This window comes from Paenibacillus sp. FSL R10-2788, from assembly GCF_038003885.1.
GTDB classification, from domain to species: domain Bacteria; phylum Bacillota; class Bacilli; order Paenibacillales; family Paenibacillaceae; genus Paenibacillus_AQ; species Paenibacillus_AQ odorifer.
On sequence record NZ_JBBOQA010000001.1, the window covers coordinates 1939468 to 1965719 of the forward strand.

Genomic DNA, 26252 nt, shown 5'->3' on the forward strand with positions numbered 1-26252 from the left:
GGAGTTAATTAACGGAAAGGCATATAACATGTCGCCGACTCCTACAGCCCTTCACCAGTTTGTTGTATGAGAGCTGCATTTCGCTCTGCGAACGCAATTGCAGAATAGGAGCTGCTATGTGTTTGTCGCTCCGTTCGACGTGTTTTTCAGTGAGAGCGATCAATATGATACGCCTGATCATGTGACGCAGCCGGACCGGTAGTGTGTTCCAAGAATCAAATCTCCAAGAATGGCTGTCAAGGCGCTCCAACGATGATTATAGGGGTACTGTCGCCTTCTACGACGCTGAAAGACTTCAATGAGAAGTTCAACCTTTATCAGAAATATGGCGTCCAGGAATATTGGATCATCGATCCCGGCAATCGCTCGGTTCATGTATATGCGCTGCAGGATGGCGTGTATCAGGTGCGCGACTTATATACGGAGCAAGATAGCGTGCGGTCGAACGTGTTTAAGGATTTTCAGATATCGCTGAGCAAGCTGTTTAACTTGGAAGCCTAATACGATAAAGCCGATTCCCACGGGAATCGGTTTTTTCTGCTCCAAAACTTAAGCACCTTGGAGATACGAAGCCCAGCCTTCGTTCATGATCTTTGTTTCCATCTGTGGCCAGAAGTAGAGCATTTCATCATGGAGCATCGTCATAATGTCACGTTGCCAATCCTCCAAAACAGTGGAATATTGCTGAATGAACCAGACCATATCTTTTTCTGGCTCTGGGGGGAAAGCACGATTTCCAGAGGGTGCTTCCTGCGGACCGGTAGTGCTTTTATCTAGATTCCATAATTCGTCATAAGGATTGGATGATTTCGAGCCACCTGGAGGGGCATCTTTGAGCTCCTTCATCTTAGCTTCCAGCAGGTGAGTTTTGCCCAGCTTGCGTGGTTGGATCAGACTGGGGTCTATATGCTCCTGGATAGCCAGCACTGAATCGATGAAGCTCTCCACAGCATCAGTTCCGTAGGTTACAGAATAACCGGCAATCCGATCTGCTGTAGCTGACATACTCTCGACCATATCTCGGTTGGACATGGAGAAACGCATATTATTTTTGAAAAAATCACAGTGCGCTAGCACGTGGGCAACAATCAGCTTATTCTGAATCAGTGAATTTCCATCCAGCAGGAAGGCATAACAAGGGTTGGAGTTAATAACGAGCTCGTATATTTTGCTCAGTCCGAAATCGTATTGGGATTTCATTTTATGAAAGGTTTTTCCAAAACTCCAGTGTCCAAATCGTGTAGGCATTCCATAAGCGCCGAATGTATAAATGATATCTGCGGGGCATATTTCATAACGCATGGGATAAAAATCTAAACCGAAGCCAGTGGCTATTTCCGTAATCTCGGCAATTGCCCGCTCTAGCGCATTAATTTCTTCGCTTGGCATGAATCTTTCTCTCCCTCCAGCTTGGGCTTATGCTGCAACCTATTCTGACAAGGCTGCAAAGGTTCCGCGACAACGTCCGGGACTGTTCCATTTATATATATGGGAGAGTAGATGAGTGTATGACGTTCTGAATTTCTGAGCAAAGATAATGTGATTTTGTATACATTATTGGAAGGAAGCACTAGCTTTTTTGTATGCGAATTCTATCAACGGTATCCTTCTCGGTGAATTCGGACTCAGATGACGTTATTTGCAAATTTCCAGCCTTTTGAACAGGGTTTCGGACCCCACAGACGCTATCCCACAGAAAGAGGCTCATATGTGGTGTCTTTCTTGCCAATAGCGGCTATGGGGTCCGTTAGCATACCAAAAGTGGAATAATACTGCGATTAGTGTCATCTGTGTCCGATAGGCGCCCAATAGGTGCCCAATAGATGCTCCATATGTGTTCGAGAAACAGTTCCATAGATGCCCGATAGAAGCTCCATAAGTGTTCGAAAAGTATTCCATAAGTGTTCGAAAAATACCCCACAAACGTCCAATTAGTGCTTCACAAATTCCCGATAGCTTACCAAACAAGCATAGGCGGTCGAGAGAACGTAACCTTCCCCAGAGTTCATAAACCCTCAGTACACAAACCCTCAATACACAAACCTCCGTTGCGCCCAATAGCTGAATAAGAAGATTGAAGCCTCGGTCAGTAGCTTGGCGGCGACAAGCGGAATAATCAGCTTTTCATTATAGAAATAGAGTAGCCCATAGTTGAACAACAACACGAGGATCACTAGCGCAAAATATTTGGGAAGCGACGCCTGAATCTTGGAGCGTTTGCTGCCCGTGAAGACATATTTTCGATTCATAGAATAGTTGAAGACAGAACTGCACAATCTCGCGGCCGCGACGGACAGGAATAGGTTATGGCTGAGACTCTGGAACAGGAATAAGAGTGTGAAGTCGAGCAGGGCAGACAGCAGCGAAGAAGTGCTGAACATTAGTATCGGCAGGTATATCCGGAAGGAGTCCATCAGAGGCCGGAAATGGGATGATTTATTATCGTCCAGATAGACGGTATCGATGTACTCTTCCGTAATGGTGTACCCCTCTTTATGGGCGGTCAGCAGCATGTTCATTTCATATTCAAACCGTTCACCGGGAATCTGGCATAGCCAATCAAGCATTGATAGAGGGTAGCCCCGCAGGCCAGTCTGTGTATCATAAATCTTAGTGCCTGTAGTTAAGGAAAACACCGTCCGGGTTACCGAGTTGCCGAAGCGGCTGCGCAGAGGAATGGTTCCGGTGAACCGGCGGCTGCCGAGTACGATTCCCGGGGTAGTCTGGTTCCGCAGAGATTCAACGATTCGGTTAATATCATAAGGCAGATGTTGGCCGTCGCTATCCGCGCAGACTACATAATCCGGCAGACCAGCCTCCTGAATATACTTGAACCCTGTCTTCAGAGCACGTCCTTTTCCGAGGTTGACTTCATGGGTTAGGACAGTGCAGCCGAATGCTTCTGCCATATCGAAGATTCCACGGTAGTGCGGGCCGCTGCCGTCATCCACAAGAACAATAGGTTCAAGCTGGAAATTATGCAGCTGTAAAATCAAATCGAGCAGTCGTTCATCTGGCTCATAGGCTGGGATCAGTATAGTCATGATGTTGCACCCTCCTTGATATAAAGAATGTCGCTGACGCCCCGCTCCTTGTTTTTGCCCTGCGGATTATTTACGACCCGTCCCATGAAGTACATAGTGGATGAACCACCGCCGTCCAGATTGTAGGCTTCTGTGGCGCCAAGGTCGGACATTACATCGGCTAGCTCAGTAAGGGTCATCCCACGGCTGTACCCTTCATTGCGCCCGTCAACTACGACAAACACATAATGGTTTGGTGCGATCATACCAACTGCGGTGCGGGGATTCGCATTCTGGATGGAATGGTTGCCGAAGTTGGTATCGATTTTGACATTGCTGAAATCACTGGCAATCTCCCCGTCCTGAATCAGAATCGGACCAAAGGAAAGGGTATCGGTGGCCCCTTGCGCCAGCAGTTCAGAGGAAGAAATCTCTTCCTCGTTATAGGTTTGCATTGTCCCATCATCGAACAGCGCCATTGCATCCCGCACAGGATCATCACGATACACCGTGCCGTTACGGATAATCACTCCGTCATTGCGGAAGCCATAGTAATCCCCGTTGATGGCAAATATCGCATTGTTGGCGGAAGCAATGTCCGAGGTATCTTCAGTGATGTTTGTTCCAAAGCTGTTGTCGGCAAAGGCAGTGCGCAGGCTGTTCGCTTCCTTGAGGACGACATCAGCGACAAAATAGGTGATCTGGTCTGAACCGGACCCTGTCTGCACTTGATCGAGCTGGATCTGAATATCATCGCTGGAGTAATTCCAGTCATCAGAGGTTGCATTAACTTCGGCAGCTGTAACGGCTGTAGCTCCTGAGCTGCTAGTTGTAGCTGCATCATCCGCAACCACGACTTCGACATGTTCGATTAAGTAACGATCTGCCAGACTATATATCACTGTGCCGAGAAGCAGGAGGACAATGATCATCACGATCAGCAGTTTTCGTTTGAAGCTCCAGGCTTGTTTACTGCTCTTGTTCAACATTGAAGCATCACCTCTTTTTGTAAGTTGTTAAGGCCATCATACCTGGGCTACCTTTAACGAAACTGAAATAAAAACTGAAATAGTAAGCGCTCCGGGAAATTGGTATAATTTAACGAAGAGGTTTTCGACTACGGGGAGGTTTGGACATGCCACAGCGTGTGCTGCTGATTGAGGACGACGAAGCAATCAGTGAAATGGTCAGGTCTTATTTGGTAAAAGAAGGTTATGAGATTGAAGCTGTATTTGACGGTGAAGTAGCGGAGAGAACATTTCGGACCGGGGGTCCATTTGATCTTGTGCTGTTAGACCTTATGCTGCCGAAGCGAAGCGGGACTGACATTCTTCAGACTATCCGTGCGGGGAGTCTGGTTCCAGTGTTGATCATGTCCGCCAAAGACAGTGATGTAGATAAAGCGCTTGGGTTAGGCTTTGGGGCAGATGATTATATTACGAAGCCCTTTTCTATGATTGAGCTAGCGGCTAGGGTGAAGGCAGCGATCCGTCGTGCAGGTTATGCATCTCCCAGTATCCAAGTGGAAGATCAAGCTCCGGTGAAGCAAATGATCTCCATTGGTCGATTGACTGTAGATTTAGATAACTTCTCTGCGTTGAAGAATGGGGAAGAAGTAAAGCTAACGTCGAAGGAATTTCATATTCTTAAGCTGTTTGTGACACATCCGGGCCGAGTATTTACCAAAGCGCAGATTTATGCGAGCGTATGGGAGGATGATTATTTCGGGGATGAGAACGTCATTAATGTACATATGAGAAGATTGCGTGAAAAAATAGAAGACGACCCCTCCCATCCCGAATACATTAAGACGTTATGGGGCATCGGGTATAAGCTGGGAGAACAGCTATAATGATTGCGGTGCTAGGTATTGTCATTGTGCTCTTACTGGCCGTCATTGTGTGGCAATATCAGAATTCGCGTAAAGCTTCTAATGATTTGCGATATATGCATGACAAGTTAAGCAGCATTATGGAAGAAGGCTCACATGAAAGATTGCTGCTGTTCAGCGGTAATTTGGAGCTGCAAAACGTGCTGATTGACCTGAACCGGCTGCTGGATATCAATCATAAAGGAAGCATTGAGCGTGTGAGGCTGGAGAAATCCATGCGTAATATGCTGTCTAATATTTCTCATGATCTTAAGACTCCGCTAACGGTTGTGCTTGGTTATATTGAGACCATTCAGCAGGATGAGCATTTGCCGGCTGAGGAACGGGAACGGATGATGAAGATGATTCATCAAAAAGCCAATGAAGTGATCCAGCTGATGAACAAGTTTTTTGATTTGTCCAAGCTGGAATCAGGAGATCGGGAAGTTGCTCTTTCACGAGTTGAGGCAGGTGAAGTATGCAGACGCAACATCCTTTCTTTCTATGATATCCTCAGTGCTAAGGGCAGTGAGGTGGAGATTGAGATTCCGGATGGGGCTGTTTACTTCATGGGAAATGAAGAGGCTCTTGATCGAATATTGTCCAATCTGTTGTCGAACGCAATTTCTTATGGCGACGCGGGGGGCGTATTAGGATTAAAGCTCTATAGTGATGAGAACAAAGTATACATAGAGGTGTGGGACCGGGGAAAGGGCATTAGTGAAGTACACCAAGATAAAGTATTTGAGCGTCTGTATACGCTGGAGGATTCAAGAAACCGGGCTTATCAAGGCAGCGGTCTAGGTCTGACGATCACAAAAAGATTAACGGAGCAAATGAATGGAACGATTACACTGGTTAGTCAGCCGTATGTGAGAACGGTGTTTACCCTTACTTTTCGCAGATTACGCTTCTAAGGAATAGAATTGTGCGCAGCTTAAGATTTTCGTAAGAAACGAGTAATAAAAAAGAAAATTCTGCTGTGTACAATAAGAACTAAGGAAGACGAGACGAAAACAAAGGGGAGCGCGGAATTGACTACAATACTTCGGACAAGAAATTTAACGAAAACCTATCAAGGTAAAGAAGTCGTAAGCAATGTGAATATGAATATTAAGCAAGGTGAAATTTACGGGTTTCTTGGACCTAATGGTGCTGGCAAAACTACCGTGATGAAAATGGTCACGAACCTCGTTAAACCTACGAGTGGAGAAATTGAATTTTTTAATGAAAAAATGACTGAACATTCTTACGAAATGCTGAAGCGGATGGGCTGCATCATTGAATATCCCGTGTTTTATGATAAATTGACAGCCAAGGAAAATCTGATTTTGCACGGAGAGTACATGGGCTATTATGATCCGCAAGCGATTGGTGAAGCGCTGGAGCTCGTAAAGCTCACAGGTGTCGATAAAAAGCCGGTGAAGCAATTTTCACTTGGGATGAAGCAACGACTGGGTATTGCCAGAGCCTTCATGACGAAACCTGAGCTGCTCATTTTGGATGAGCCGATTAACGGGTTAGATCCTGTGGGAATCAAGGAGATGCGTGAAGTGTTCCGGATGCTTAGCCGTGAATATGGAATGACGTTACTTGTATCTAGTCATATTCTGGGGGAAATAGAGCAGATTGCTGATACGATCGGTGTGATCCGGCAGGGTGCTCTGGTAGAAGAAGTGGCGATGGATTCCATTCGTGGCCAAAATACTGAATATATCGAAGTGGTTACGAACGAGATTAATAAAGCAGTGTATGTGTTGGAGCATAAGCTTGGGCTTAATAATTTCAAAGTGCTGGACCATATTACAGTAAGAATATATGACGATGGAATCTCACAGCGTGATCTGAATAAGGCGTTAGTGCTAGCAGATGTGGAAATTGAGAGTATCAGCAAAAAACAACATACGCTGGAAGATCATTTTCTGCAATTGATTGGGGGTGAAAGCATTGCTTAAATTAATATCTTTGGAGATTCGGAAGAATAAGCTAAAAACGCTTCTTACAGGTGCTGCAATCGTTAATCTTGCGATTCTTGCTTTTATGATTATGGTTTTATTCGTTGATCAAAATGAGAGCGAACCGTCGTTTGCTTCTTATGCAGAGTTGTTTGAGGGTGTGTTCGTTTTTGTAAAGGCTGCTTATATTATTTTCGCTTCGGTTATTATTAGCAAGCTGGTGATTGATGAGTATAAGAACAACACCATTACTCTTCTCTTCATGTATCCTATCTCACGTAAAAAGCTAATGACTGCGAAAATATTGATAGTGTTCGCCTTCACATTTGTTGCCATTATCGTGGCAGACATTGTAGTCGGCGCTATCCTAATAGGATTCAATTCCTTTGCAGGGCTAATTCCGGGTGAACTGACCCTTCATGTAATCACATCAGAGCTGATTAAGTTAGGCGCAAACGCATTTTATGCCGCGGGTATCGCTCTAATTCCATTGTACTTTGGGATGAAGAAGAAATCAGTCCCGGCCACCATCGTCTCAGCTGTGTTAGTTACCTCCCTAATTTCTGGGGGATTTGATCAAGCGCGTTTAGGTAATTTAGCGGCGGTGTCGATCTCACTTGGTTTGCTAGGAGCAGCCATTGCCTATATGGCCATTCGCAACATTGAACATAAAGATATCGCCTAATAGATTCGGAATTCCCCCCTTTTATAACCCTTTTATAACCCTTTTGTAACGATGAAAAAGCATCGTGATTGGGGTTATAAAGGGGGGATTTGACGTTTATCTACGACTGATTTCCGTAATTTTGATATAATAGATATGAAATATATTTTAAATTTTAGATGAACATTGCCCGTTTAGGGGTAATGATAATGGATGAGAGAGCCTGAGGGGATGTGAACTGTGGATAAAGACTGGACGTCCATTCTGAGACGGTTGCTTTCGGAAGAGAGCGCTTATAAATCGTTATATGACCATCATCCTGATTTGATATTCGTTCTGGATAGACAAGGTCGCTGCGTAGGAACCAACCTAACGTTCCATCTAGGCTCCGGCGCAGAAGCGCAGTTTCAAAATACAAGTCCGATATCAGCAAAGAGAAAAAAACTTGGCAATATTGCTAGTTTTGAGGCTGCTCTGCAGGGGAACTCCTCAAGCTTTGAGCTACAAGATTTAGAGAATCCCAAAAAAGGCTCGAATTGCGTAGGCGTTAAACTTTTACCGATCAGAACGGAAGAAGGGATCGCCGGGGTATTCGCGATTACCAAAGTAGCTAACGGAAGCGCTCTTTTACATGCGGAATTGTTACAAGACTGGTTGGATGAATTGGCAGACACCTTGGACACTGAAATACCTGCCAAGGGAGAAGCGGAGGTAAGCTCCAAAGATACCTCAATAGTAGCTGTGAAGGATCAACAATCGAGTCTCATTCTGAATTCTGTCTCTGCGGGAATCTTTGTGCTCGATACAACGGGGCGAACTCTTTTTATTAACCGTGAGGCAGCAGATATGCTAGGCTATCAACCTACAGAATTGATGGGTCTGAAGCTTATGGATTATATCCATCATATCCAAGGTGACGGTTCGCGCTATTCGACGCCTGATTGCCAGATTAGTCTTACGATAGAGGATGGAATCATCCGTAAAAAAGATGATGAGATCTTCTGGCGTAAGGATGGCACCAGTTTTTTTGTTAATTACCGGGTGGCACCTCTTATTGATGAAGGGCTGATCGCAGGTGCGGTTATTGCCTTCAGTGATATTACGAATGAGCGAGAAATCATTCGTGCCAAAGAATCAGCAGAGCAGGCAGCGCAAGCCAAATCTGATTTCTTAATGATGATGAGCCATGAAATTCGGACGCCGATGAACGGGATGATCGGAATGGCTGATCTATTGTTGGATACTGAGCTTGGAGAAGAGCAGCGAGGTTATGCCGAGATTTTACGCAGCAGTAGTTATACGTTATTGCAGATCTTGAATGACATTCTTGATTTCAGCAAAATGGAAGCAGGTAAAATGTCACTGCAATCCGAGAAGTTTGATCTCCGCGAAATGATCTCAGACGTCATTGATTTATTTGCACCGAAAGCGGAAGAGAAGAAGCTGGCATTACGGTGGTGGATGGATACTAGCGTTCCAACCATAATCATTGCTGATCCGATCCGCTTGCGGCAGATTGTCGTGAATCTGGTAGGCAATGCGCTGAAATTCACTGAACGTGGGAGCGTGACCCTATCGGTGAAGAACATTCCACTATCTGATGAACAAGAATTTTTGTTGGAATTTTCAGTGCGGGATACAGGTGTAGGAATTGCCGGTAACAAACTCAATCTGTTGTTTCAATCTTTCTCACAGCTGCATCCGTCCATAAACCGTAAATATGGAGGCACAGGTTTGGGACTGGCGATTTGCAAGCAGCTCGTTGAGCTGATGGGTGGGACGATCTTTGTAGAAAGTGAAGAGAATCAAGGTTCTACGTTTCGTTTTATGCTGCCTTGCAGAGCAGAAGATATAGAGCTGGAAGTAACTTCAAACTAGGGGGGGTTACACACAAATCTCCGGTCCATTTGCTTAAGAAGCAATGGCCGGAGATTTGTGTGTTATTAGTCCTGAAGCATATACATGAGACCTACAGTATGCGGCCCACAATGGCTGCCAATTACACAACCAGCATGGAGAATTGCTATTTCATTAACTTGAGTTTTCTCTCGTAGTGCTGACTCCAGATAGAGTGCATCTTCTTCCGCCAAGGTATGGACAACGATGAGCAACTCTTTATCCATTCGATCGATGTGAACCAAAGCGTTCTGGAGCATTTGTTCCACAGCTTTTTCCTTTTTGCCACGGATTTTGCTAGTAGGTATGATGCTTCCATCTACCAGTCTAAGAACAGGACGGATTTTGAGTAGACTACCGATGAAGTTCTGCATGCCTGAACAGCGTCCACCCATATATAAGTAATCTAGCGTATCCACAACGAATTCAGTTTCCACAAGGTTGCGGCTGTGCTCCAGCATGGCTGCAATCTCCACCGCAGTGTGGCCTTTTTTAGCAGCTCTGACAGCCTTCATAACAAGGAGGGCAATGCCTCCGCACAAGGTTTGCGAATCTATGACCTGTACGCGTCCCTCAGGAAATTCCCCGGCAGCCAAAAGTGCATTCTGATATGTAGAGGATAGTGAGGAGGAGAGACTGATATATACAATATCTTGTCCGCTACTAATCACGGGTTGAAATGCAGCAATGAAATCTGCTGGCGAAGGTGCTGCCGTTTTCGGCAATACTCCACTAGCGGCTACACGGCGATACACTTCCTCGGGTGTAATATCTTCACCATCTTTGTAGGTACCTTCTTCAAATACTACATAAAGAGGAACGATGCCGATGTCATAAGTATCCTTCCAGTTTTGAGGTAAATCGGAAGTGCTGTCTGAAAATATTTTTACAGTAGACATGAAATTCTCCTTCACCGATAATTCGGATGACAATAATCAATAATCATTATAGAACTATATAATCTATTTATTATACCAAGACTATGCCAATTCTCAAAATGAAATAGTAGGCAATCACAAGAAAAAAGACTATCGAGGTTTCGATAGTCTTTCTAGTTCTATTCTTTTTTCGTAACAGGGATCCATATCTCACAGCGATAGTCCTCTGCGTCTGGTCTCCCCGGAAGATATAGCTCAAACTCAGGCCCGCCTGTATGCTCGTAGCCTGTGGAAGGGAACCACTCTTGGAAAATGCGTGCCCATACCTGCTGGATAGCATCAGGCATCGGCCCTACTGAGGTGAACACAGCCCAACTTGCAGCTGGGATTGTTGTAGAAGCAAAGCCCTGTGCATCAGTCTCTGGAGTAGCTTCGACAGCGATCCAATAGGAGAAGGTTTCTTTATCATGGTTCATGTCAGAGCAGATGCCTAATAAATCCTTATCTCCACCGAGCTCAATCAGCTTATCCGACGTACCATTTTCATTAGCTTCTATCCACAACTGAGGGATGCGGCGCAGATTCTCCCCATCTTTCGTTGTCATTTCCTCTACTAGTCCGATAACATTAAAGGCGTCTCTTTTCTCAATTCTGTAGTCCATTTCTTTATCTCCCTTCAGTGATAGATGGAAGGAGAGTCTAGGGAAAGCCTTGAGCTGTACCCCTGACTCCCGCGCAGCAGAAGGAGTAATTCCATGTGCCTTGCGGAATGCTTTGGCAAACGACTCGGGCGAGTCATATCCGTATTTCAGTGCAACATCCAGCACTTTAACTTTAGAAATAGCAAGCTCCTGTGCAGCCAGAGTTAATCTGCGCTTACGGATATAGTCTTTAATAGATACTCCGGTAAGCATATTGAACATGCGCTGGAAATGAAAGGGGGAGGAGTAAGCAACCTTGGCGATTTCTTCAATCGTCACAGATTCCTCCATCTTGCTCTCCATATAATCTAAAGCTTCTTTCATGCGGATAAGCCATTCCAAGTCCGTCATCTCCCTTTAAGTTCATACTATCAGGCTGCATTTGCAAAATCCTGTTATTCCGTGCTCTCTAATGACAGGTAGCAGGCAGAAGGATAATCTCATAAAAAATCATCCTAAATAGTATAACTCAGGAAGATAGACAAAGTTAGTCTTTCAATCGATACACTCTTGCTTCATAAGGTCGTAATAATTCCCGTGTGGGTGCATCATCAGGGTAATTTCCAATTATAAGTTCCGTAGCCTTACTTAGCTCTGCGGAAAGATCAACAGTCTGTGGAACCTCATTGAAATTGAGCAGCACCAGCCACTTCTCGTCATCCAGAGTACGCGTATAGGCATATATGTCCTCATGCTCTGGCAAAAGTAGCTTGTATTCGCCATAAGCCATGATCGGATTTTTTTTGCGCAAAGCAAGCAGCCTTTGGTAATAATAAAAGATAGAATCCGAATCAGCCAGCGCCTGCTCCACGTTAATTTCCTTGTAGTTCGGATTAACTTTGAGCCACGGCTCCCCTTCAGTAAAGCCGGCATTCGCAGAATCATCCCATTGCATCGGAGTGCGCGCATTATCACGGCCTTTGATATGAATAGCGTTTAGAACGCTGTTAGGATCAGCGCCGCCTTCGGTAACCTTTTCGCGATACATATTGAGGATTTCTATGTCTTTATAATGTTCAATGGCTGTGAACTTTACATTGGTCATCCCGATTTCTTCGCCTTGATAAATATAGGGCGTCCCTTTCAGCGTGTGCAGTAAGGTAGCGAGCATTTTGGCAGAGATCACGCGATACTTACCATCATCCCCGAATCTTGAGACCATACGTGGCTGGTCATGATTGTTAAGATAAAGACTATTCCAACCCTTATCCGCCAGACCCACTTGCCATTTATGAAGAATATCGCGCAGCTTCGACAACGTCCACGGGGCTACGTCCCATTTGCCGTCAGGACCCGAGTCCACATCCATATGCTCGAACTGGAACACCATTTGCAGCTCTTTGCGTTCCTCGTCCGTGTAAAGAATAGCATCTTCAACTGTAGCGCCAGGAGTTTCGCCGACAGTCATAATGTTATAGTTGGATAACACTTTGTCATTCATTTCATGTAAAAACTCATGAACACGTGGTCCATTCATATAATATTCGCCACCCCAGGCAAGTTCCCCGGGAGCGAGGCCGTCTCTATGGGAGGAAGGGAGACCTTCCACTTTGGAAATCATATTGATTACATCCATTCGTAGACCATCCACACCCTTGTCGAGCCAGAAGGTGATCATCTTGTATAACTCCTCACGCAGCTGCGGATTCTCCCAGTTGAGATCCGGTTGCTTGCGCGAAAACAGATGCAGATAGTATTCACCAGTAGTTTCATCCAGTTCCCAAGCCGGGCCGCTGAATACAGAACTCCAATTGTTGGGGCGCTCACCATCTGGTCCACCCGGACGCCAAATGTAGTAATCACGATATGGATTATCTTTTGAAGAACGGGATTCTACGAACCAAGGATGCTCATCTGAGGAATGATTGATTACAAGGTCCATCATCAGTTTTATGCCACGGGCGTGCAATCCAGTCAGTAATTCTTCCCAATCCTGCAATGTGCCGAACTCATCCATAATATCTTGATAATCGCTGATGTCATAACCGTTATCGTCATTTGGCGATTTATAGACAGGTGACAGCCAAACTACGTCGACACCTAGCTTTTGCAAATAATCCAGACGTGAAATGATTCCTTGCAGATCTCCAATCCCGTCACCATTGCTATCTTGAAAGCTGCGGGGATAGATTTGGTAGACAACGGCTTCTTTCCAAAAGGTTCTGTTCATTCATAATCACTCCTTTTATAAGTTAGCTTCCTAAAAAATAAAGAGACCCCAAAAGCTTTAAGCTTCAAGGGTCTCTTGGGTGTAAGTTTTATACTGTGACGGAATTGCTATCAGCAGTGATGCTGCTTAGTCCGTTTACGGTATATTCTTTGTCGTAGATAGTAATAGAAGCAGGGATATCAGTTTCATTCGTAACAGTAACTTGTGCATCCGTAACGCTTACTTTCAGACGGGAGCCGCGGAACATAATTTTAAAAGAGTAAGCAGTCCAGTGACCTGGGTTAGATGGGCTCAGTGTCAGTCTGCCGTCATGTACGCGGAGTCCGCCGAAACCATGTACGATCGACATCCAAGTACCAGCCATGCTAGTGCTGTGCAACCCGTCTTCTGTATCATTGTTATAGTTATCAAGATCCAGTCTTGAAGTACGCAAGTACATTTCATAGGCCTTATCCTTATATCCCAGCTCACTGGCTAGAATGGAGTGGATACAAGGGGAAAGGGAGGACTCATGAACAGTGATCGGTTCATAAAAGTCGAAGTTGCGTTTTTTTGTATCCAGATCGTAACGGTCACCCAGGAAATATAATCCCTGCAGAACGTCTGCTTGTTTAATGAAGCAAGAACGCAGGATACGGTCCCATGACCATTTTTGGTTAAGTGGCAGATGCTCACGTTCCAGATCTTTGACTTGAATGATCTCTTTGTCCAGGAAGCCATCTTGTTGTAAGAAGATACCCAGCTCTCCATCCGCAGGATAATACATCTTAGCAATGATGTCTTTCCATTTTGTAGTTTCGCTCTCTTGCAGCCCTAGTTTGTCAACTAGCTCTGCATAACGAGCAGGCTCATTCTCTTGCAAGTATGCCAGTGCTTCCATGGTGTATTCCATAGTCCACGAAGCCATACGGTTTGTATACCAGTTATTATTAACGTTATTCTCGTATTCATTCGGGCCCGTTACGCCGAGCATTACGTATTTGTCTTTACGTGATGCGTAGTGAACACGTTCTTCCCAGAAGCGGGAGATTTCCACGAGAACCTCTAGGCCATATTGTCCCAGATAAGCTTTGTCTCCGGTGTAGTTCACATAGTTGTAAATGGCGTAGGCAATGGCACCGTTCCGGTGAATTTCTTCAAATGTAATTTCCCACTCGTTGTGGCATTCTTCACCGTTCATGGTAACCATTGGGTACAGCGCACCTTTTTTGAATCCAAGCTTACGGGCATTTTCTTTAGCTTTCTCTAAGTGCTTGTAACGGTAGATCAACAAATTGCGGGCAATGGAGGAGTCCGCCGTACTGAGATAGAAGGGAACGCAATACGCCTCTGTATCCCAGTAGGTGCTGCCGCCGTATTTTTCACCGGTAAAGCCTTTAGGCCCAATGTTCAGGCGGTCATCTTCACCATTATAGGTTTGATTGAGTTGGAAAATATTAAAGCGAATCGCTTGCTGAGCCGAAACGTCACCTTCAATAATGATGTCGCTTTCTTTCCATTTTTCTCTCCAAGCTTCAATTTGTTCAGTCAAAAGGGTTACGAACCCAGCTTCCTTAGCAGCTTGCAGAGCAGTTTGGGCGGCGTCGACCAATTGTCCCAGACCGTGATTCCGAGAAGTAACATTGGCTACATATTTATAAATGACGATTTGATTGCCCGCTTGTGCGGTTACGTCCAGTTTGCTGGCTACATATTTCTCTTGTTCGATGACTTCTGCTTCGGCAGTTACCTTTTCACCATTGACAAGGATATCAAGAGCCATAGCAGAGGTGACATGGAAGTCGAGTTTCTTAGTCTTTAGGGTGAGATGTCCATGATCAGGTCCCGCTTGTTTCTCAACTTCATTCCAGAATTTCTCGTCATAGTTGGAATCCTTGTTCTTCACATCACCATCAAGATAAGGAGTAATCGTAATCTTGCCTGAGAAATTGACAGGAATGATGGAATAGCGAATCGCGCCGATTTCTTGACGAGTCATGCTTACGAACCGGATACTTTCTACTTTAACTTCCTTACCATCTTCGAGTGTTGCAGTGAAGCTACGGGAGAGCGTACCTTCTTTCATATTAAGTACACGGCGGAATTCGGAAACGGTGCACTTTGCCAGATCAAGGGGGGTACCCTCGATATCAATGTTAATACCGATCCAGTTCGTGCTGTTAAGTACTTTGGCAAAATATTCAGGATAGCCGTTTTTCCACCAGCCAACACGTGTTTTGTCAGGGTAGTAGACGCCAGCCATGTAGCTGCCTTGCAGGCTGTTACCGCTATATTGCTCTTCGAAATTGGCCCGGCCACCCATAAATCCGTTACCAAGACTAAATACGCTTTCAGAAATTTCTTGCGTCTGTGGATCAAAGGATTCCTCAATAATGGACCATTCATCAATTGTTAAATATTGTTTCACGATAACCGCTCCTTTAAATATGTTAGGGGGATATATAAAATGAACAAATCCCTTGTTAAACTTCCGGTGATATATAAGTGACTGCGCGGAATCTTTGGACTTTCGATCACATTTTGCGGATGAAATCTGATTATAAAGGCGAACGTTATGCTTCTATAGTTCCAAAATTCCTCTCCGTCACTTCATCACCAGAAGGCTAACGATTAATTATTAGTTCATTTAATCTTTGGTTGGAATGTCCACAACAACTCAAATCAGTACTATTTGAGTTAATTATGTTCAATAAACTTATGCAAAAGATTCTTTGAGCAGGGACACACTCATATGAGCAAGCGATGGGACAACAATATTCGCTGCACTCAGGGTTTCCGGCGAACCAATGCCAACACTGAACATACCGGCCCGGGTAGCGGCCTCAATTCCCGCTTCTGCATCTTCGAAGACTACACAATGTTCAGGTGCGGCATCCAGTGCTTTGGCTCCTAATAGGAACACTTCCGGATCTGGTTTAGCAGCACTAGTGTGTGTGCCGTCGATGATTGCATCAAAGTAAGGGGTTAATCCGGTATTATTCAAGATCGTCATAGCGTTTTTGCTGGCAGAACCGAGAGCAACTTTGATGCCATTCGCACGGCACTCTTTTAGGAAATCAAGCGCACCTGGCAGAATCTCAGAACTGTCCATTTTCGCAATATATTCGACATAACGATTATTTTTCTGTTCCGCAAGCTTAGCTTTCTCTTCTTCGTCAATCGTTAGTCCGCCGATTTCCAGCAAAATATTTAGTGAAGCCGTTCTGCTGACTCCCTTAAGGCGTTCGTTATCTTGTTCTGTGAATAGAAACCCCAGTCCATCTGCAAGCTCTTTCCAAGCAATATAATGGTATTTTGCTGTATCGACGATTACTCCGTCCAAGTCGAACAAGCAGGCTTTAATTTCCGACATTGTAGTACCTCCTAAAAGTTTTGACAGCGTCGTGATCCAGCGGATGCCGTATTAGAATCTTATTAAACCGTTTAAACTTTGATTAAGATGTGTAAGTTTATCCTAACCTAAGATCCTAGAAATCACCCATAAAGAACTGGATCAATAAGTATTGTATGATTTAGCGCAAACGTTTGTACAGATTTTCAAAAAATAAATGAAGCGGTTAAACGCTTCACTTATTCATTCGGTTTTATGCTTTGCCAGAGAGTGCATGGATGACTCTCTCACGATCAGACGATGGGGAATAACAAATCGGTTGGTATGACCTGAACCGTTATCCGGACTCTTGATATTTTGGATAAGTACTTGTGATGCGGTGTAGCCAAGATGATAAATTCCTATATCAATACTGCTGATCGGAGGACTAGATAATTCAGATAATGGAATATTGTTAAAGCTTACAATGGCGAGATCGTCTGGAACCTTGTATTTCAGTTCATTCAACCCGCGCAAAATTCCGAACGATACCATGTCATCCACCGCTACCAGCGCAGTGGGGCGATTCGGCAAATTCATGAAAAAGGACATCGCTCTATAGCCGCTATCCTGTAGAAATTCACCTTCTACAATCCATTCATCCCGCATTTCTAAACCGCTATTCTGCAATGCTTTACGATATCCGGCGAGACGGTCACGAGAAACGATTAGATTAGGTGGTCCACTTACGAAGCCAATACGTTTATGCCCCATGGAAATGAGGTGGTTCGTAGCATCGTACGCTGCCATCACATTATCATTATCGACTGATAAAATATTCTCATATTTATCACTTCGGCCAACAAGCACGAATGGATAATCGTTGCTCTCTAGAAAATCAATAACGGCATCATCCGTACGAGAGTAAAGCAGAATAACGCCGTCAACACGGCGACCCTTCAGAAGTCGTGAAACGGCTTCCAGTTCTTCTTTCTCGTTCGCTCCGGAGCTTATTAACACATCGTAACCGGAACGGCTGGCTTGTGTAACGATCCCGCGAATTAATTCCATAAAAAATAGATTAGAGAACAGCTCTTCAGCAGGTTTAGGAAGACTGAAGCAGATGCTGTTAGTAGTTTTCGACACCAAGCTCTTAGCCATCATGTTAGGGGTATAGCCCATATCCTCCATAATAGCTTTAACTTTGCGGGAAGTTTCCAGGCTGATTCTGGGATGGTTGGACAATACCCGGGATACCGTGGAGGGAGATACTCCCGCTTTCTTGGCCACATCCTTAATGGTAACTGTCATTGAAACCTCCTTATGGAACCGTTTGCTTTACACAGTAATATTAATCTAAGAGTTCTAAATTGTAAATAGATAAAGTCATTCAAAAGGGGGAAATTGCTACTTTTGGAAGGAACACAAGAAATTTCAATGTAATATTGTTGCTTTTCACCAAAAAAGTATGAATGATTCGGGAATTTTGATCTTAATATGTATAAATGCGGTCTGGATTTTGCGAAAAGAGTATTCGCTGAATGCAAACGTATGGCTTAAATGATGCAAGAACTTAGCTGAAAGGAAGGGAAGAACAAGTTTCGTTTTTATTGCGGCTTTAAATTGAGCTTTTATTTTAGAAAATACTGGTTGACAATACCGCAAATTCGGCATTAGTATGTAAATCAAAATACAGCAAGCGTTTTCATTGGGCGTTTTTAGGTTGAACCAGTTGCACTAACGAATGGGTTTTATGGACTAGTGTTTGTGCATAGCTTTTTGCAAACGATTGCACTAATTTCGACATGATGTATCAAGCTTTTACTTTGATAAAAGGATGGTGACAGCGTTGAATTGGCTTGACGAGCCATACATATAGACCTTCTCCAACTTTAGAAGGAATAGCATGATTTATAATCTCATAAATTGGTGGGGTTTGTGAAATCATGTATCCGCTTGCAAAAAGGGAATTCATAATTATGGGAGGTTTTGCAAAAATGAAAATAACTTTATGGGGGAAGAGGGCATTTGCGATCTTTATGATTATTGCTCTCGTGTTCTCTGGTCTTGGACTACATCCTGTTAATGTTACAGCAGCAACGACGAAGGTTGTATTGGTTGGGGATCTGCAGTCTAAATTTACATCGACAGGTGCGGAAACGCCGGGTAAGGATTGGGATGAGACATCAGTAGTTACCCAAATGACCTATTCAGATAATGGCCTATATTCTTTTACAGGCACTCTGCCGGCAGGAGAATATAACTACAAGGTTACTCTTAATGATTTATGGGACGAGAACTATGGATTCACAAGTTACACCAATCCTCAGGGAACAAATGATGGGGAGAATATCCATATCAAGCTGGAAACAGAGACTGCCGTAACCTTTTATTATAATGACTTAACTCATAAAATAGCTGATTCCACGTATTACACACCGATTGCTTCCGCTAAACTACCAAGATTGACAGGAAACCTGCCGGCAGAAGCACTTACCGTATTATCTGATCCTGATTTTGATGATGTTTACAGTACGGTGGCTACCCTTCCTAAGGGAGATTACACCTACCAAGTTTCTGTTCCAGGAGACGGTGAAGCCGGGGATCAATTGTATCCCGAAACTGCTAATAATCTGAGTCTTCCTTCAGATCTTCTGGTTACCTTTAAATTTAATCCACTGGATGGCAGTGTGACAGCAGAATATAAAATTCCTTCTGAACCTGTTGAGGTTACTCCTGTTCCGGCTGGACACATCCGTATTCACTACAATCGGACAGCTGGTGACTATGAAAATCAGGGATTATGGACATGGGATGATGCTCAATCCCCTTCCGCAAATTGGCCTACAGGTGCAACTCCATTTCCTGAAGGGCAAATCGATTCTTATGGTGCTTATGTTGACGTGCCAGTGAAGGATGGAGCTAAGAAAATTTCGTTCCTTGTGGTAAACCGAGTCACTCAGGCCAAGGATGAAGGGGATAAACTCTTTGCCATTAACACGCCTGAGGCGAATGAAATTTGGATCAAGCAGGGTTCAAATGATGTAACACCGTATGAACCAGTTACACTTGCTCCTAATACAGTGCGAATTCACTATACCAGAGCTGATACAAATCATGATCAATATGGACTGTGGCTGTGGGATGACGTCGTAGCCCCATCCGAAAATTGGCCGTCTGGAGCTACTCCTTTTGTAGCAGATCAAACAGATCGTTATGGTGCATATGTTGATGTTCCGCTTATTGAGAATGCGAAGAAAATCGGCTTTATTGTGATGAAACCTTCGAACGGTGATAAGGACGGTGACAATAAAACCTTTAGCCTGCTGGATCGATACAATCAGCTATGGGTTAAAGAAGGAGACAACAATGTTTATGTTTCTCCGTTTGGTGAGACACCTATTGGCTTAGTATCCGCAGAGGTGCTGTCGACGAGCAAAATCCTTCTCGGCTTCACACTGACTGACGGTTTGGATCCAGCAGCCTTAAAGACAGCAATTACAGTTAAGGATAAAGAGGGTGCTGCAATCCCGATTACTGCTGTAACCCTTACAAGTAAAACTTCAATCGAAGTGGATACAGAAGCATTTGATCTGGAAAAAGTTCCGCTTAGCGTTACCTATTCAGGTAAAACGGTCTCAGCCGCAAGTGGCTGGAGAATGCTTGATGAAATGTACAACTATACAGGAGACGATCTTGGAGCTACGTATAATGCTGACAAAACAGCCACATTGAAATTATGGGCACCTAAAGCAAGCTCGGTCGTTGTAAATCTTTACGATAAGAATGACTCTAACGTGCAAGTGGGCAGAGTTGCTTTAACGCTCGGCGAGCACGGGGTTTGGTCAGTCCAGCTGAAGCCAGCTGATTTGACAGGCACTACCACAAATGATGTAAGAGGATACTTTTATCAATACGAAGTAACGAATGACGGTGTAACCCATAAGGTTCTTGATCCTTATGCTAAATCAATGGCGGTATTTACTGTGGATACCACAGGTGCTGCTGGTGCTGGCGGGGATACAGTGGGCAAAGCGGCTATTGTTAATTTAAGCCAGACGAACCCAGATACCTTTGGGTATGCTGATATAAAAGGCTACGAAAAACGTGAGGACGCCATCATCTACGAAGTCCACGTGAGAGATTTTACATCGGATGTATCGATCGAGGATAGTCTGAGTGGGGAAAGATGGGGTTCTTATAGCGCTTTTGAAAAGAAACTTGATTATATTAAATCTCTTGGTGTAACGCATGTTCAGTTGCTTCCTGTGATGGCTTGGTATTACGGGGATGAGACGAAGATGGGGACTAGAGAGCCGGATTATTCCGCAAAAAACAATGAATACAACTGGGGTTATGATCCTCACAGCTATTTTTCACCGGACGGGGCCTATTCACAGAACCCTGCCGATCCAGAAGAGCGGATTAAAGAATTAAAAGGTTTGATTGATGCCGTGCATGAAGCTGGAATGGGTGTCATTCTGGACGTAGTGTATACTCATATGGCTAAAAAAGAATTTTTAAACGACATCGTACCTAATTACTATGCCTTCCAAGATGCAAACGGTAACTTTATCGGGGGGTTCGGCAACAATTTAGCCACCAACCATAAAATGGCTGAGAAGCTGATGGTTGATTCGGTAAAATACTGGTTTGAAGAGTACAAGATTGATGGAATGCGCTGGGATATGATGGGCGATGCGACAGCTGATGCTGTTCAGCATGCTTATGATGCCGCAGCAGCAGTGAATCCGAAGGCACTCTTTATTGGTGAAGGCTGGAGAACATTCGGCGGCGCCGCGGCTGATCCTTCTCTCGCTGGGCAAGGTGCAGATCAGGATTGGATGGACAAAACGGATAGTGTCGGTGTTTTCTCAGATGAATTCCGTAATGAATTGAAGTCTGGTTATGGTTCCGAAGGTCAGCCTAGATTTATTACAGGTGGAGCACGTCCGATCGCTACAATCCTAGACAATATCAAAGCTCAACCTTCGAATACACCAGCAGATGATCCGGGTGATATCGTCCCATATATCGAAGCTCATGATAATCTGACACTTCATGATGTCATAGTACAATCGATCAAGAAGGATCCGGATATTGCTGAGAATGAGCTTGAAATTCAGCAGCGGATCAGATTAGGAAATATGCTCGTATTAACTTCTCAAGGTACAGCCTTTATCCATGCCGGTCAGGAATATGGGCGGACTAAGCAGTGGAAGGGCACAACGGATCCTGAGGATAAATTCACAGAGATGTTCGACAACAACAACCAATCGTTTGGCTATTTCATTCATGATTCTTACGATTCATCGGATGCAGTTAACATGTTTGATTGGACCAAAGCAACAGATGAATCTAAGTTCCCAGTACAGAACACGACAAGAAAATATACGTCGGGTCTGATGGAGCTGAGAAAATCAACGGATGCCTTCCGATTGGGCGATAAGGATTTGGTTGACTCTAACATTAACCTGATCCCTGCTCCAGAAATGAAGGATAACGATCTTGTCATCGGCTATTCCAACAAAGCAACAGATGGCACTGGCATCTATTATGTCTTCATGAATGGTGACAGCACAACTAGAAAACTGACCTTATCTGAGGATTTGACGGGCGGTCAGGTGCTTGTGGACAACGATGAAGCTGGTGTTACAGCGATACCGGCTGCACAGCAGTCAGGTTTTATTTTGACAGCAAATTCAATTACACTAGAGCCTTTGACGGCCGTGATTATTCAAAAGGAAGCTGCACCAGTTACGCTGAACTCTTTGGAAACAGATAGTGCAAGCTACACGCTGGCAGCTGGAAATACGCATCAAACCGCTGTTTTTGCGAAATATGATGACAATAGCAGAAGTAATGTTACTAAGAAGGCTACTTACCTCTCCAATAAACCTGAAGTAGCTACAGTAACTGATAAAGGTCTAGTCAAAGCGGTTGGGCTAGGAACGGCAACCCTTACTATTTCTTATGAAGGTATTTCTACAACCGTCACTGTTAATGTTACTGACAAACGATATGTTCAATTCACTTATACCCGTAGCGATAAGGACTATAAGGATTGGAATATCTGGGTTTGGAACACTGGAGCTAAAAATGACCAGATTGATTTCACAACCTTTAAGAATGGCACAGCGAGCGTTCTGATTGAGGTTGCGGAGAATGCAACAAGCGTTGGATTTGTCCTGCGCAAAGGTACGGATTGGAACACGGGGAAACTAGACTACCCAGACGATCGTGTTATTCCGTTGACCCCTGGTGAACCGTTCACTAAGGTGTATGTAACCAGTATGGTTAAAGAGCTTGATATCAAACCAAGTATTAGCGGCCCTATTTTAAAAGATGGAACGATTACTTTCAGATACCGCGACGACGCTTTGTTCCGTAATGGAAATATGGACGCAATAACAGCTGCTAAAGTAAAAGTGAACGGCACTTCGTATCCAATGATCTATGATCCGGCTAACGAGTGGTTCACTTACACACTGGCTGATTTAAAAGAAGGTATGTATAAATATACTTTCTTGATTACAAAAGACGGCGTCACTACCGAAATTACAGATCCAAAGAATACGGTGAATGATGAATCTGTTATTGATTATCATCAACCTGTCGTTAAGATTGCGACATCCGTAAGTCCAGAGGCAGTCACATCCAATCAGAATGCTGTTGTAACCATCCACGCTTCCTCTTCGGAAGAAGTAACTTACTCTGAAGCATATATGGATTTAACTAATCTTGGGGGCCCTAGCAAAGTTAAGCTGGATACGGAACTCTTGAAACAAACGGTTGCTGTGGAAGACACGGTGTCAGCGGGCATCAAGGATATTCCGATTACGCTCGTAGACCAATACGGCAATGCACATAAGGAAAAGGCTACACTTGAGGTAAAAGCAAGAACCTATACAGGGGATAAGCTGGATTTTGATTGGGATGAGGCTCGAATTTATTTCGCGCTTACAGACCGATTTAAAGACGGTGACCCAACGAATAATGAGAATGTGAATAAAAATCATCTGGAAGCTTATCATGGTGGAGATTTCCGGGGGATGATCGACAATCTCGATTATTTGCAAGAGCTAGGAATTAACACGTTATGGATCACGCCAATCGTAGATAATATTGATTTTAACAAAGGCGTTGACTTTGGCAGCGAACAATATGGATACCATGGGTATTGGGCAAAAGATTTCACCAAGCTCGACGAGCATCTTGGCGATATGGCCACCTTCAAGGAGCTGATCGAAAAGGCGCATGACAAAGGGATCAAGATCATGGTTGACGTTGTACTCAATCATACGGGTTACGGTCTGAAAGCTGAGGATACCTATCCGACAATTACAGCTGAGGATAAAGCACGTTTCGAAGGGATGCTGCGCACGGATGGTGTATCCGCAGATACAGATCCAATTAAGGGTGAACTTGCCTTCCTGCCAGATTTCAAAACGGAAGATCCAGCCGTTCGTGAAAAAATTATCGCTTGGCAAACAGGCTGGTTAGACAACGCACGTACGGAACGTGGAGACACGATTGATTATTTCCGTGTGGATACGGTCAAACACGTGGACGATACGACTTGGAAAGCCTTTAAAAATGCACTGACAGCGATGGATCCAAACTTCAAAATGACCGGCGAATACTTCGGTGGAACCATTGATAACAATGGTGGAATGCTCGAAACTAGCCAGATGGATGGGCTGCTTGATTTTGGATTTAAAGATGCAGCCAGAGATTTTGCAAATGGTAAGGTAAACAGTGTGGATGCTTATCTGCAGGAACGTGAATTGAAGATCGACAATACGAAGATGATGGCTCAATTCCTGAGCAGTCATGATGAGAATGGTTTCTTGTCTGATTATGTGGGAGGCGATAAAGGCAAGCTGAAGATTGCTGCAGCTCTGCAAATTACCGCCAAAGGACAGCCAGTAATATACTACGGAGAAGAACTGGGTAATTCAGGCAGCAATGCTGGAAATATGTCTGAAGGTCAATTCAGTGAGAACCGTAAGGATATGCCTTGGGATCAATTGACGGCAGAGAAGCCACTACATGACCATTATCAAAAGCTGTTGAATATCCGTGCGAAGTACTCCAAAGTGTATTCCAAAGGTGCGCGCACGAAGCTCGCAGGTTCAGATGATTCAGGTTATTTGGCTTTCAACAAATCTTATGAAGATGAGAACGTAGTGACGGTAATCAATACTAAAACTAGTGAGAGTTCTGTAACGATTCCAGTACCGTTTGCTGCTAATTCATCGGTAACCGATGAATACAGCGGTAAAACATACATGGTTTCCGAGGATCAAAAGGTAAATATTGATCTGCCAGGTAGAGATGATGGAGGTACGGTTATTTTGGCTGAGGTATCGGATGTTATACCGACACCAACACCGACACCAACGTCGACACCAACACCAACGCCGACACCAACACCAACACCAACACCAACGTCGACACCAACACCAACGCCGACACCAACACCAACACCAACGCCGACACCAACACCAACACCGACACCAACACCAACGCCAACACCAACGTCGACGCCAACATCGACGCCAACATCGGCACCAGAAGTAACACCGTCGCCTGAGGTGACACCAACGCCAGAAGCCACAGCGGCACCAACCTCTGGAGTTGTTGTTAACCCTAGCCCTACACCGCCAGCGGATACTCAGGTTGTGAATGAGGATAGCTTGAAGAATGGTAAAGAAGGCAAGGTGCAAATTGATGTTGCTGCCGGTAAGACAGCGGTACGCTTACCTTTACAAGCTGCACAAATACTAGGAACTAATGATCTTGTATTTAAAATGGGAGATCTGTTAGTTACTATCCCTAGCCAGCTTTTAAGTACAATGCCAAGTTTAGCTTCAGGTATTGATGGGGTAGGTGCCCAAATCTTGCTTGAACTGAAGCCACTGGCGCAGTCTGCTGCGAAAGCCATAGTAGACGGTTTAAACAATGATAGTGCTCATGCTAGCTCTCTTTCCGATGTATTTGAATTCAGACTTAGCGTGCTGATGAAAGACGGTACTCGGATTGTAATTAAGCAGTTCGATGAGCCGATTACGATCTCATTTAAGATTAAAGGGCAATTCAACAAAGACTTAATCGGAATCTATTATTTAAGTGATAATGGCGGGTTAGAGTACGTGGGAGGACAGCTGAATGGAGAGGTGATCACGGCACAAGTCACACACTTCAGTAAGTATGCTGTGCTTGAAATCGATAAGTCGTTCAAAGATGTTCCTGCAACCTATTGGGCATTTAAGGCGATTCAATCACTTGCCGCCAAACAAATTGTGTCAGGGGTTACTACCTCTGAGTTTGATCCGAAAAGTAATGTTAGCCGTGCGGAATTTACAGCACTACTAGTACGTGCACTTGGCTTAAAAGCGGAAGGGCAGGTCCTGTTTACTGACATCAGGTCAGATGCATGGTATGCCTCATATGTAGCCACAGCTGCTAAGCTGGGTATTGTTAGTGGACGGAGTAATAATATTTTTGCGCCGAATGCATCAATTACCCGTGAGGAAATGGCTGTTATGGCGATCCGCGCACTTGAAGTGAAGTCTGGTAAGAAGCTTGAACCTGTAGCAGCCTCTACGGCATTTACTGACGCTTCAAGTATTAGCAAGTGGGCGGAAGCTTATGTGAAGACTGCAGCAGACTTAGGACTCCTGCAAGGCCGAGAGAACAATCGATTCGCTCCAAAAGCATGGATGACCCGCGCAGAAAGCGCACAGGTTATTTATACGCTGCTGAGCAAGTAGGCTAAACTA

Annotated in this window: 15 protein-coding genes and 1 pseudogene; 7 read left to right on the top strand and 9 right to left on the bottom strand. The window is 44.4% G+C overall.

Annotated elements, in window-relative coordinates; genetic code table 11:
- Positions 1-201: 201 nt before the first annotated feature.
- A complete protein-coding gene (locus tag NSQ50_RS08390; RefSeq protein ID WP_340949344.1) occupies positions 202-501 on the top strand; it encodes a Uma2 family endonuclease in 300 nt (99 codons plus the stop codon).
- 63 nt (positions 502-564) lie between these two features.
- On the opposite strand, the pseudogene NSQ50_RS08395 reads toward NSQ50_RS08390, so the two are convergent.
- The 3 genes and pseudogenes from NSQ50_RS08395 to NSQ50_RS08405 all read right to left on the bottom strand — a co-directional run.
- A pseudogene (locus tag NSQ50_RS08395) lies at positions 565-1389 on the bottom strand (SpoVR family protein); the annotation flags it as partial.
- A gap of 641 nt (positions 1390-2030) precedes the next feature.
- Positions 2031-3044 carry a bifunctional glycosyltransferase family 2/GtrA family protein gene (locus tag NSQ50_RS08400; protein WP_076224111.1) on the bottom strand — a complete coding sequence of 338 codons (1014 nt, stop codon included), beginning with the start codon at positions 3042-3044 and terminating at the stop codon, positions 2031-2033.
- Positions 3041-4012 carry a phosphodiester glycosidase family protein gene (locus NSQ50_RS08405; protein WP_143760511.1) on the bottom strand — a complete coding sequence of 324 codons (972 nt, stop codon included), beginning with the start codon at positions 4010-4012 and terminating at the stop codon, positions 3041-3043. The genes NSQ50_RS08400 and NSQ50_RS08405 overlap by 4 nt, the downstream gene beginning before the upstream one ends.
- Before the next feature lie 146 nt (positions 4013-4158).
- Here NSQ50_RS08405 and NSQ50_RS08410 point away from each other — a divergent pair, with 146 nt between their 5' ends.
- The 5 genes from NSQ50_RS08410 (at position 4159) to NSQ50_RS08430 (ending at position 9390) form a co-directional block, all read left to right on the top strand.
- A complete protein-coding gene (locus tag NSQ50_RS08410) occupies positions 4159-4875 on the top strand; it encodes a response regulator transcription factor (protein ID WP_036684414.1) in 717 nt (238 codons plus the stop codon).
- Positions 4875-5810, top strand: coding sequence for a sensor histidine kinase (locus NSQ50_RS08415; RefSeq protein WP_076101635.1), 936 nt, complete (start codon positions 4875-4877; stop codon positions 5808-5810). Before NSQ50_RS08410 ends, NSQ50_RS08415 begins: the two co-directional genes overlap by 1 nt.
- A 117-nt stretch (positions 5811-5927) precedes the next feature.
- Positions 5928-6848, top strand: a complete 921-nt coding sequence (locus NSQ50_RS08420; protein ID WP_036684408.1) for an ABC transporter ATP-binding protein — start codon at positions 5928-5930, stop codon at positions 6846-6848.
- The gene (locus NSQ50_RS08425) at positions 6832-7533 is read left to right on the top strand and encodes an ABC transporter permease (protein WP_249267707.1); all 702 of its coding nucleotides are present in this window, start codon (positions 6832-6834) and stop codon (positions 7531-7533) included. The genes NSQ50_RS08420 and NSQ50_RS08425 overlap by 17 nt, the downstream gene beginning before the upstream one ends.
- 219 nt (positions 7534-7752) lie before the next feature.
- Positions 7753-9390: an ATP-binding protein gene (locus tag NSQ50_RS08430; RefSeq protein WP_051491336.1), complete on the top strand. Its 1638-nt coding sequence runs from the start codon at positions 7753-7755 to the stop codon at positions 9388-9390.
- Positions 9391-9455: 65 nt separating this feature from the next.
- On the opposite strand, the gene NSQ50_RS08435 is transcribed toward NSQ50_RS08430, so the two are convergent.
- The 6 genes from NSQ50_RS08435 to NSQ50_RS08460 all read right to left on the bottom strand — a co-directional run bounded on the left by NSQ50_RS08435 (position 9456) and on the right by NSQ50_RS08460 (position 17778).
- Complete coding sequence (locus NSQ50_RS08435) at positions 9456-10307, bottom strand: DegV family protein (RefSeq protein WP_036684402.1); 852 nt, start codon at positions 10305-10307, stop codon at positions 9456-9458.
- A 158-nt stretch (positions 10308-10465) separates the two neighbouring features.
- Complete coding sequence (locus NSQ50_RS08440) at positions 10466-11329, bottom strand: AraC family transcriptional regulator (RefSeq protein ID WP_170914210.1); 864 nt, start codon at positions 11327-11329, stop codon at positions 10466-10468.
- Positions 11330-11474: 145 nt separating this feature from the next.
- Positions 11475-13157: a glycoside hydrolase family 13 protein gene (locus tag NSQ50_RS08445; RefSeq protein WP_036684397.1), complete on the bottom strand. Its 1683-nt coding sequence runs from the start codon at positions 13155-13157 to the stop codon at positions 11475-11477.
- 88 nt (positions 13158-13245) lie between these two features.
- A complete protein-coding gene (locus NSQ50_RS08450; protein ID WP_076224109.1) occupies positions 13246-15564 on the bottom strand; it encodes a glycoside hydrolase family 65 protein in 2319 nt (772 codons plus the stop codon).
- Between the two features lie 288 nt (positions 15565-15852).
- Positions 15853-16509 carry a beta-phosphoglucomutase gene (pgmB, locus tag NSQ50_RS08455; RefSeq protein ID WP_036684390.1) on the bottom strand — a complete coding sequence of 219 codons (657 nt, stop codon included), beginning with the start codon at positions 16507-16509 and terminating at the stop codon, positions 15853-15855.
- A gap of 222 nt (positions 16510-16731) precedes the next feature.
- Complete coding sequence (locus NSQ50_RS08460) at positions 16732-17778, bottom strand: LacI family DNA-binding transcriptional regulator (RefSeq protein ID WP_036684387.1); 1047 nt, start codon at positions 17776-17778, stop codon at positions 16732-16734.
- Between the two features lie 686 nt (positions 17779-18464).
- Here NSQ50_RS08460 and NSQ50_RS08465 point away from each other — a divergent pair.
- Positions 18465-26243 (top strand): pullulanase, encoded by a 7779-nt coding sequence (locus NSQ50_RS08465; RefSeq protein ID WP_076224107.1) that lies wholly within the window; start codon positions 18465-18467, stop codon positions 26241-26243.
- Positions 26244-26252: the final 9 nt, after the last annotated feature.

Coding starts and splice junctions, on each gene's coding strand:
- NSQ50_RS08400 (WP_076224111.1), bottom strand. CDS start 3,044: ATGACTATACTGATCCCAGCCTATGAGCCAGATGAACGACTGCTCGAT.
- NSQ50_RS08405 (WP_143760511.1), bottom strand. CDS start 4,012: ATGTTGAACAAGAGCAGTAAACAAGCCTGGAGCTTCAAACGAAAACTG.
- NSQ50_RS08410 (WP_036684414.1), top strand. CDS start 4,159: ATGCCACAGCGTGTGCTGCTGATTGAGGACGACGAAGCAATCAGTGAA.
- NSQ50_RS08415 (WP_076101635.1), top strand. CDS start 4,875: ATGATTGCGGTGCTAGGTATTGTCATTGTGCTCTTACTGGCCGTCATT.
- NSQ50_RS08435 (WP_036684402.1), bottom strand. CDS start 10,307: ATGTCTACTGTAAAAATATTTTCAGACAGCACTTCCGATTTACCTCAA.
- NSQ50_RS08445 (WP_036684397.1), bottom strand. CDS start 13,157: ATGAACAGAACCTTTTGGAAAGAAGCCGTTGTCTACCAAATCTATCCC.
- pgmB (WP_036684390.1), bottom strand. CDS start 16,509: ATGTCGGAAATTAAAGCCTGCTTGTTCGACTTGGACGGAGTAATCGTC.
- NSQ50_RS08460 (WP_036684387.1), bottom strand. CDS start 17,778: ATGACAGTTACCATTAAGGATGTGGCCAAGAAAGCGGGAGTATCTCCC.
- NSQ50_RS08465 (WP_076224107.1), top strand. CDS start 18,465: ATGAAAATAACTTTATGGGGGAAGAGGGCATTTGCGATCTTTATGATT.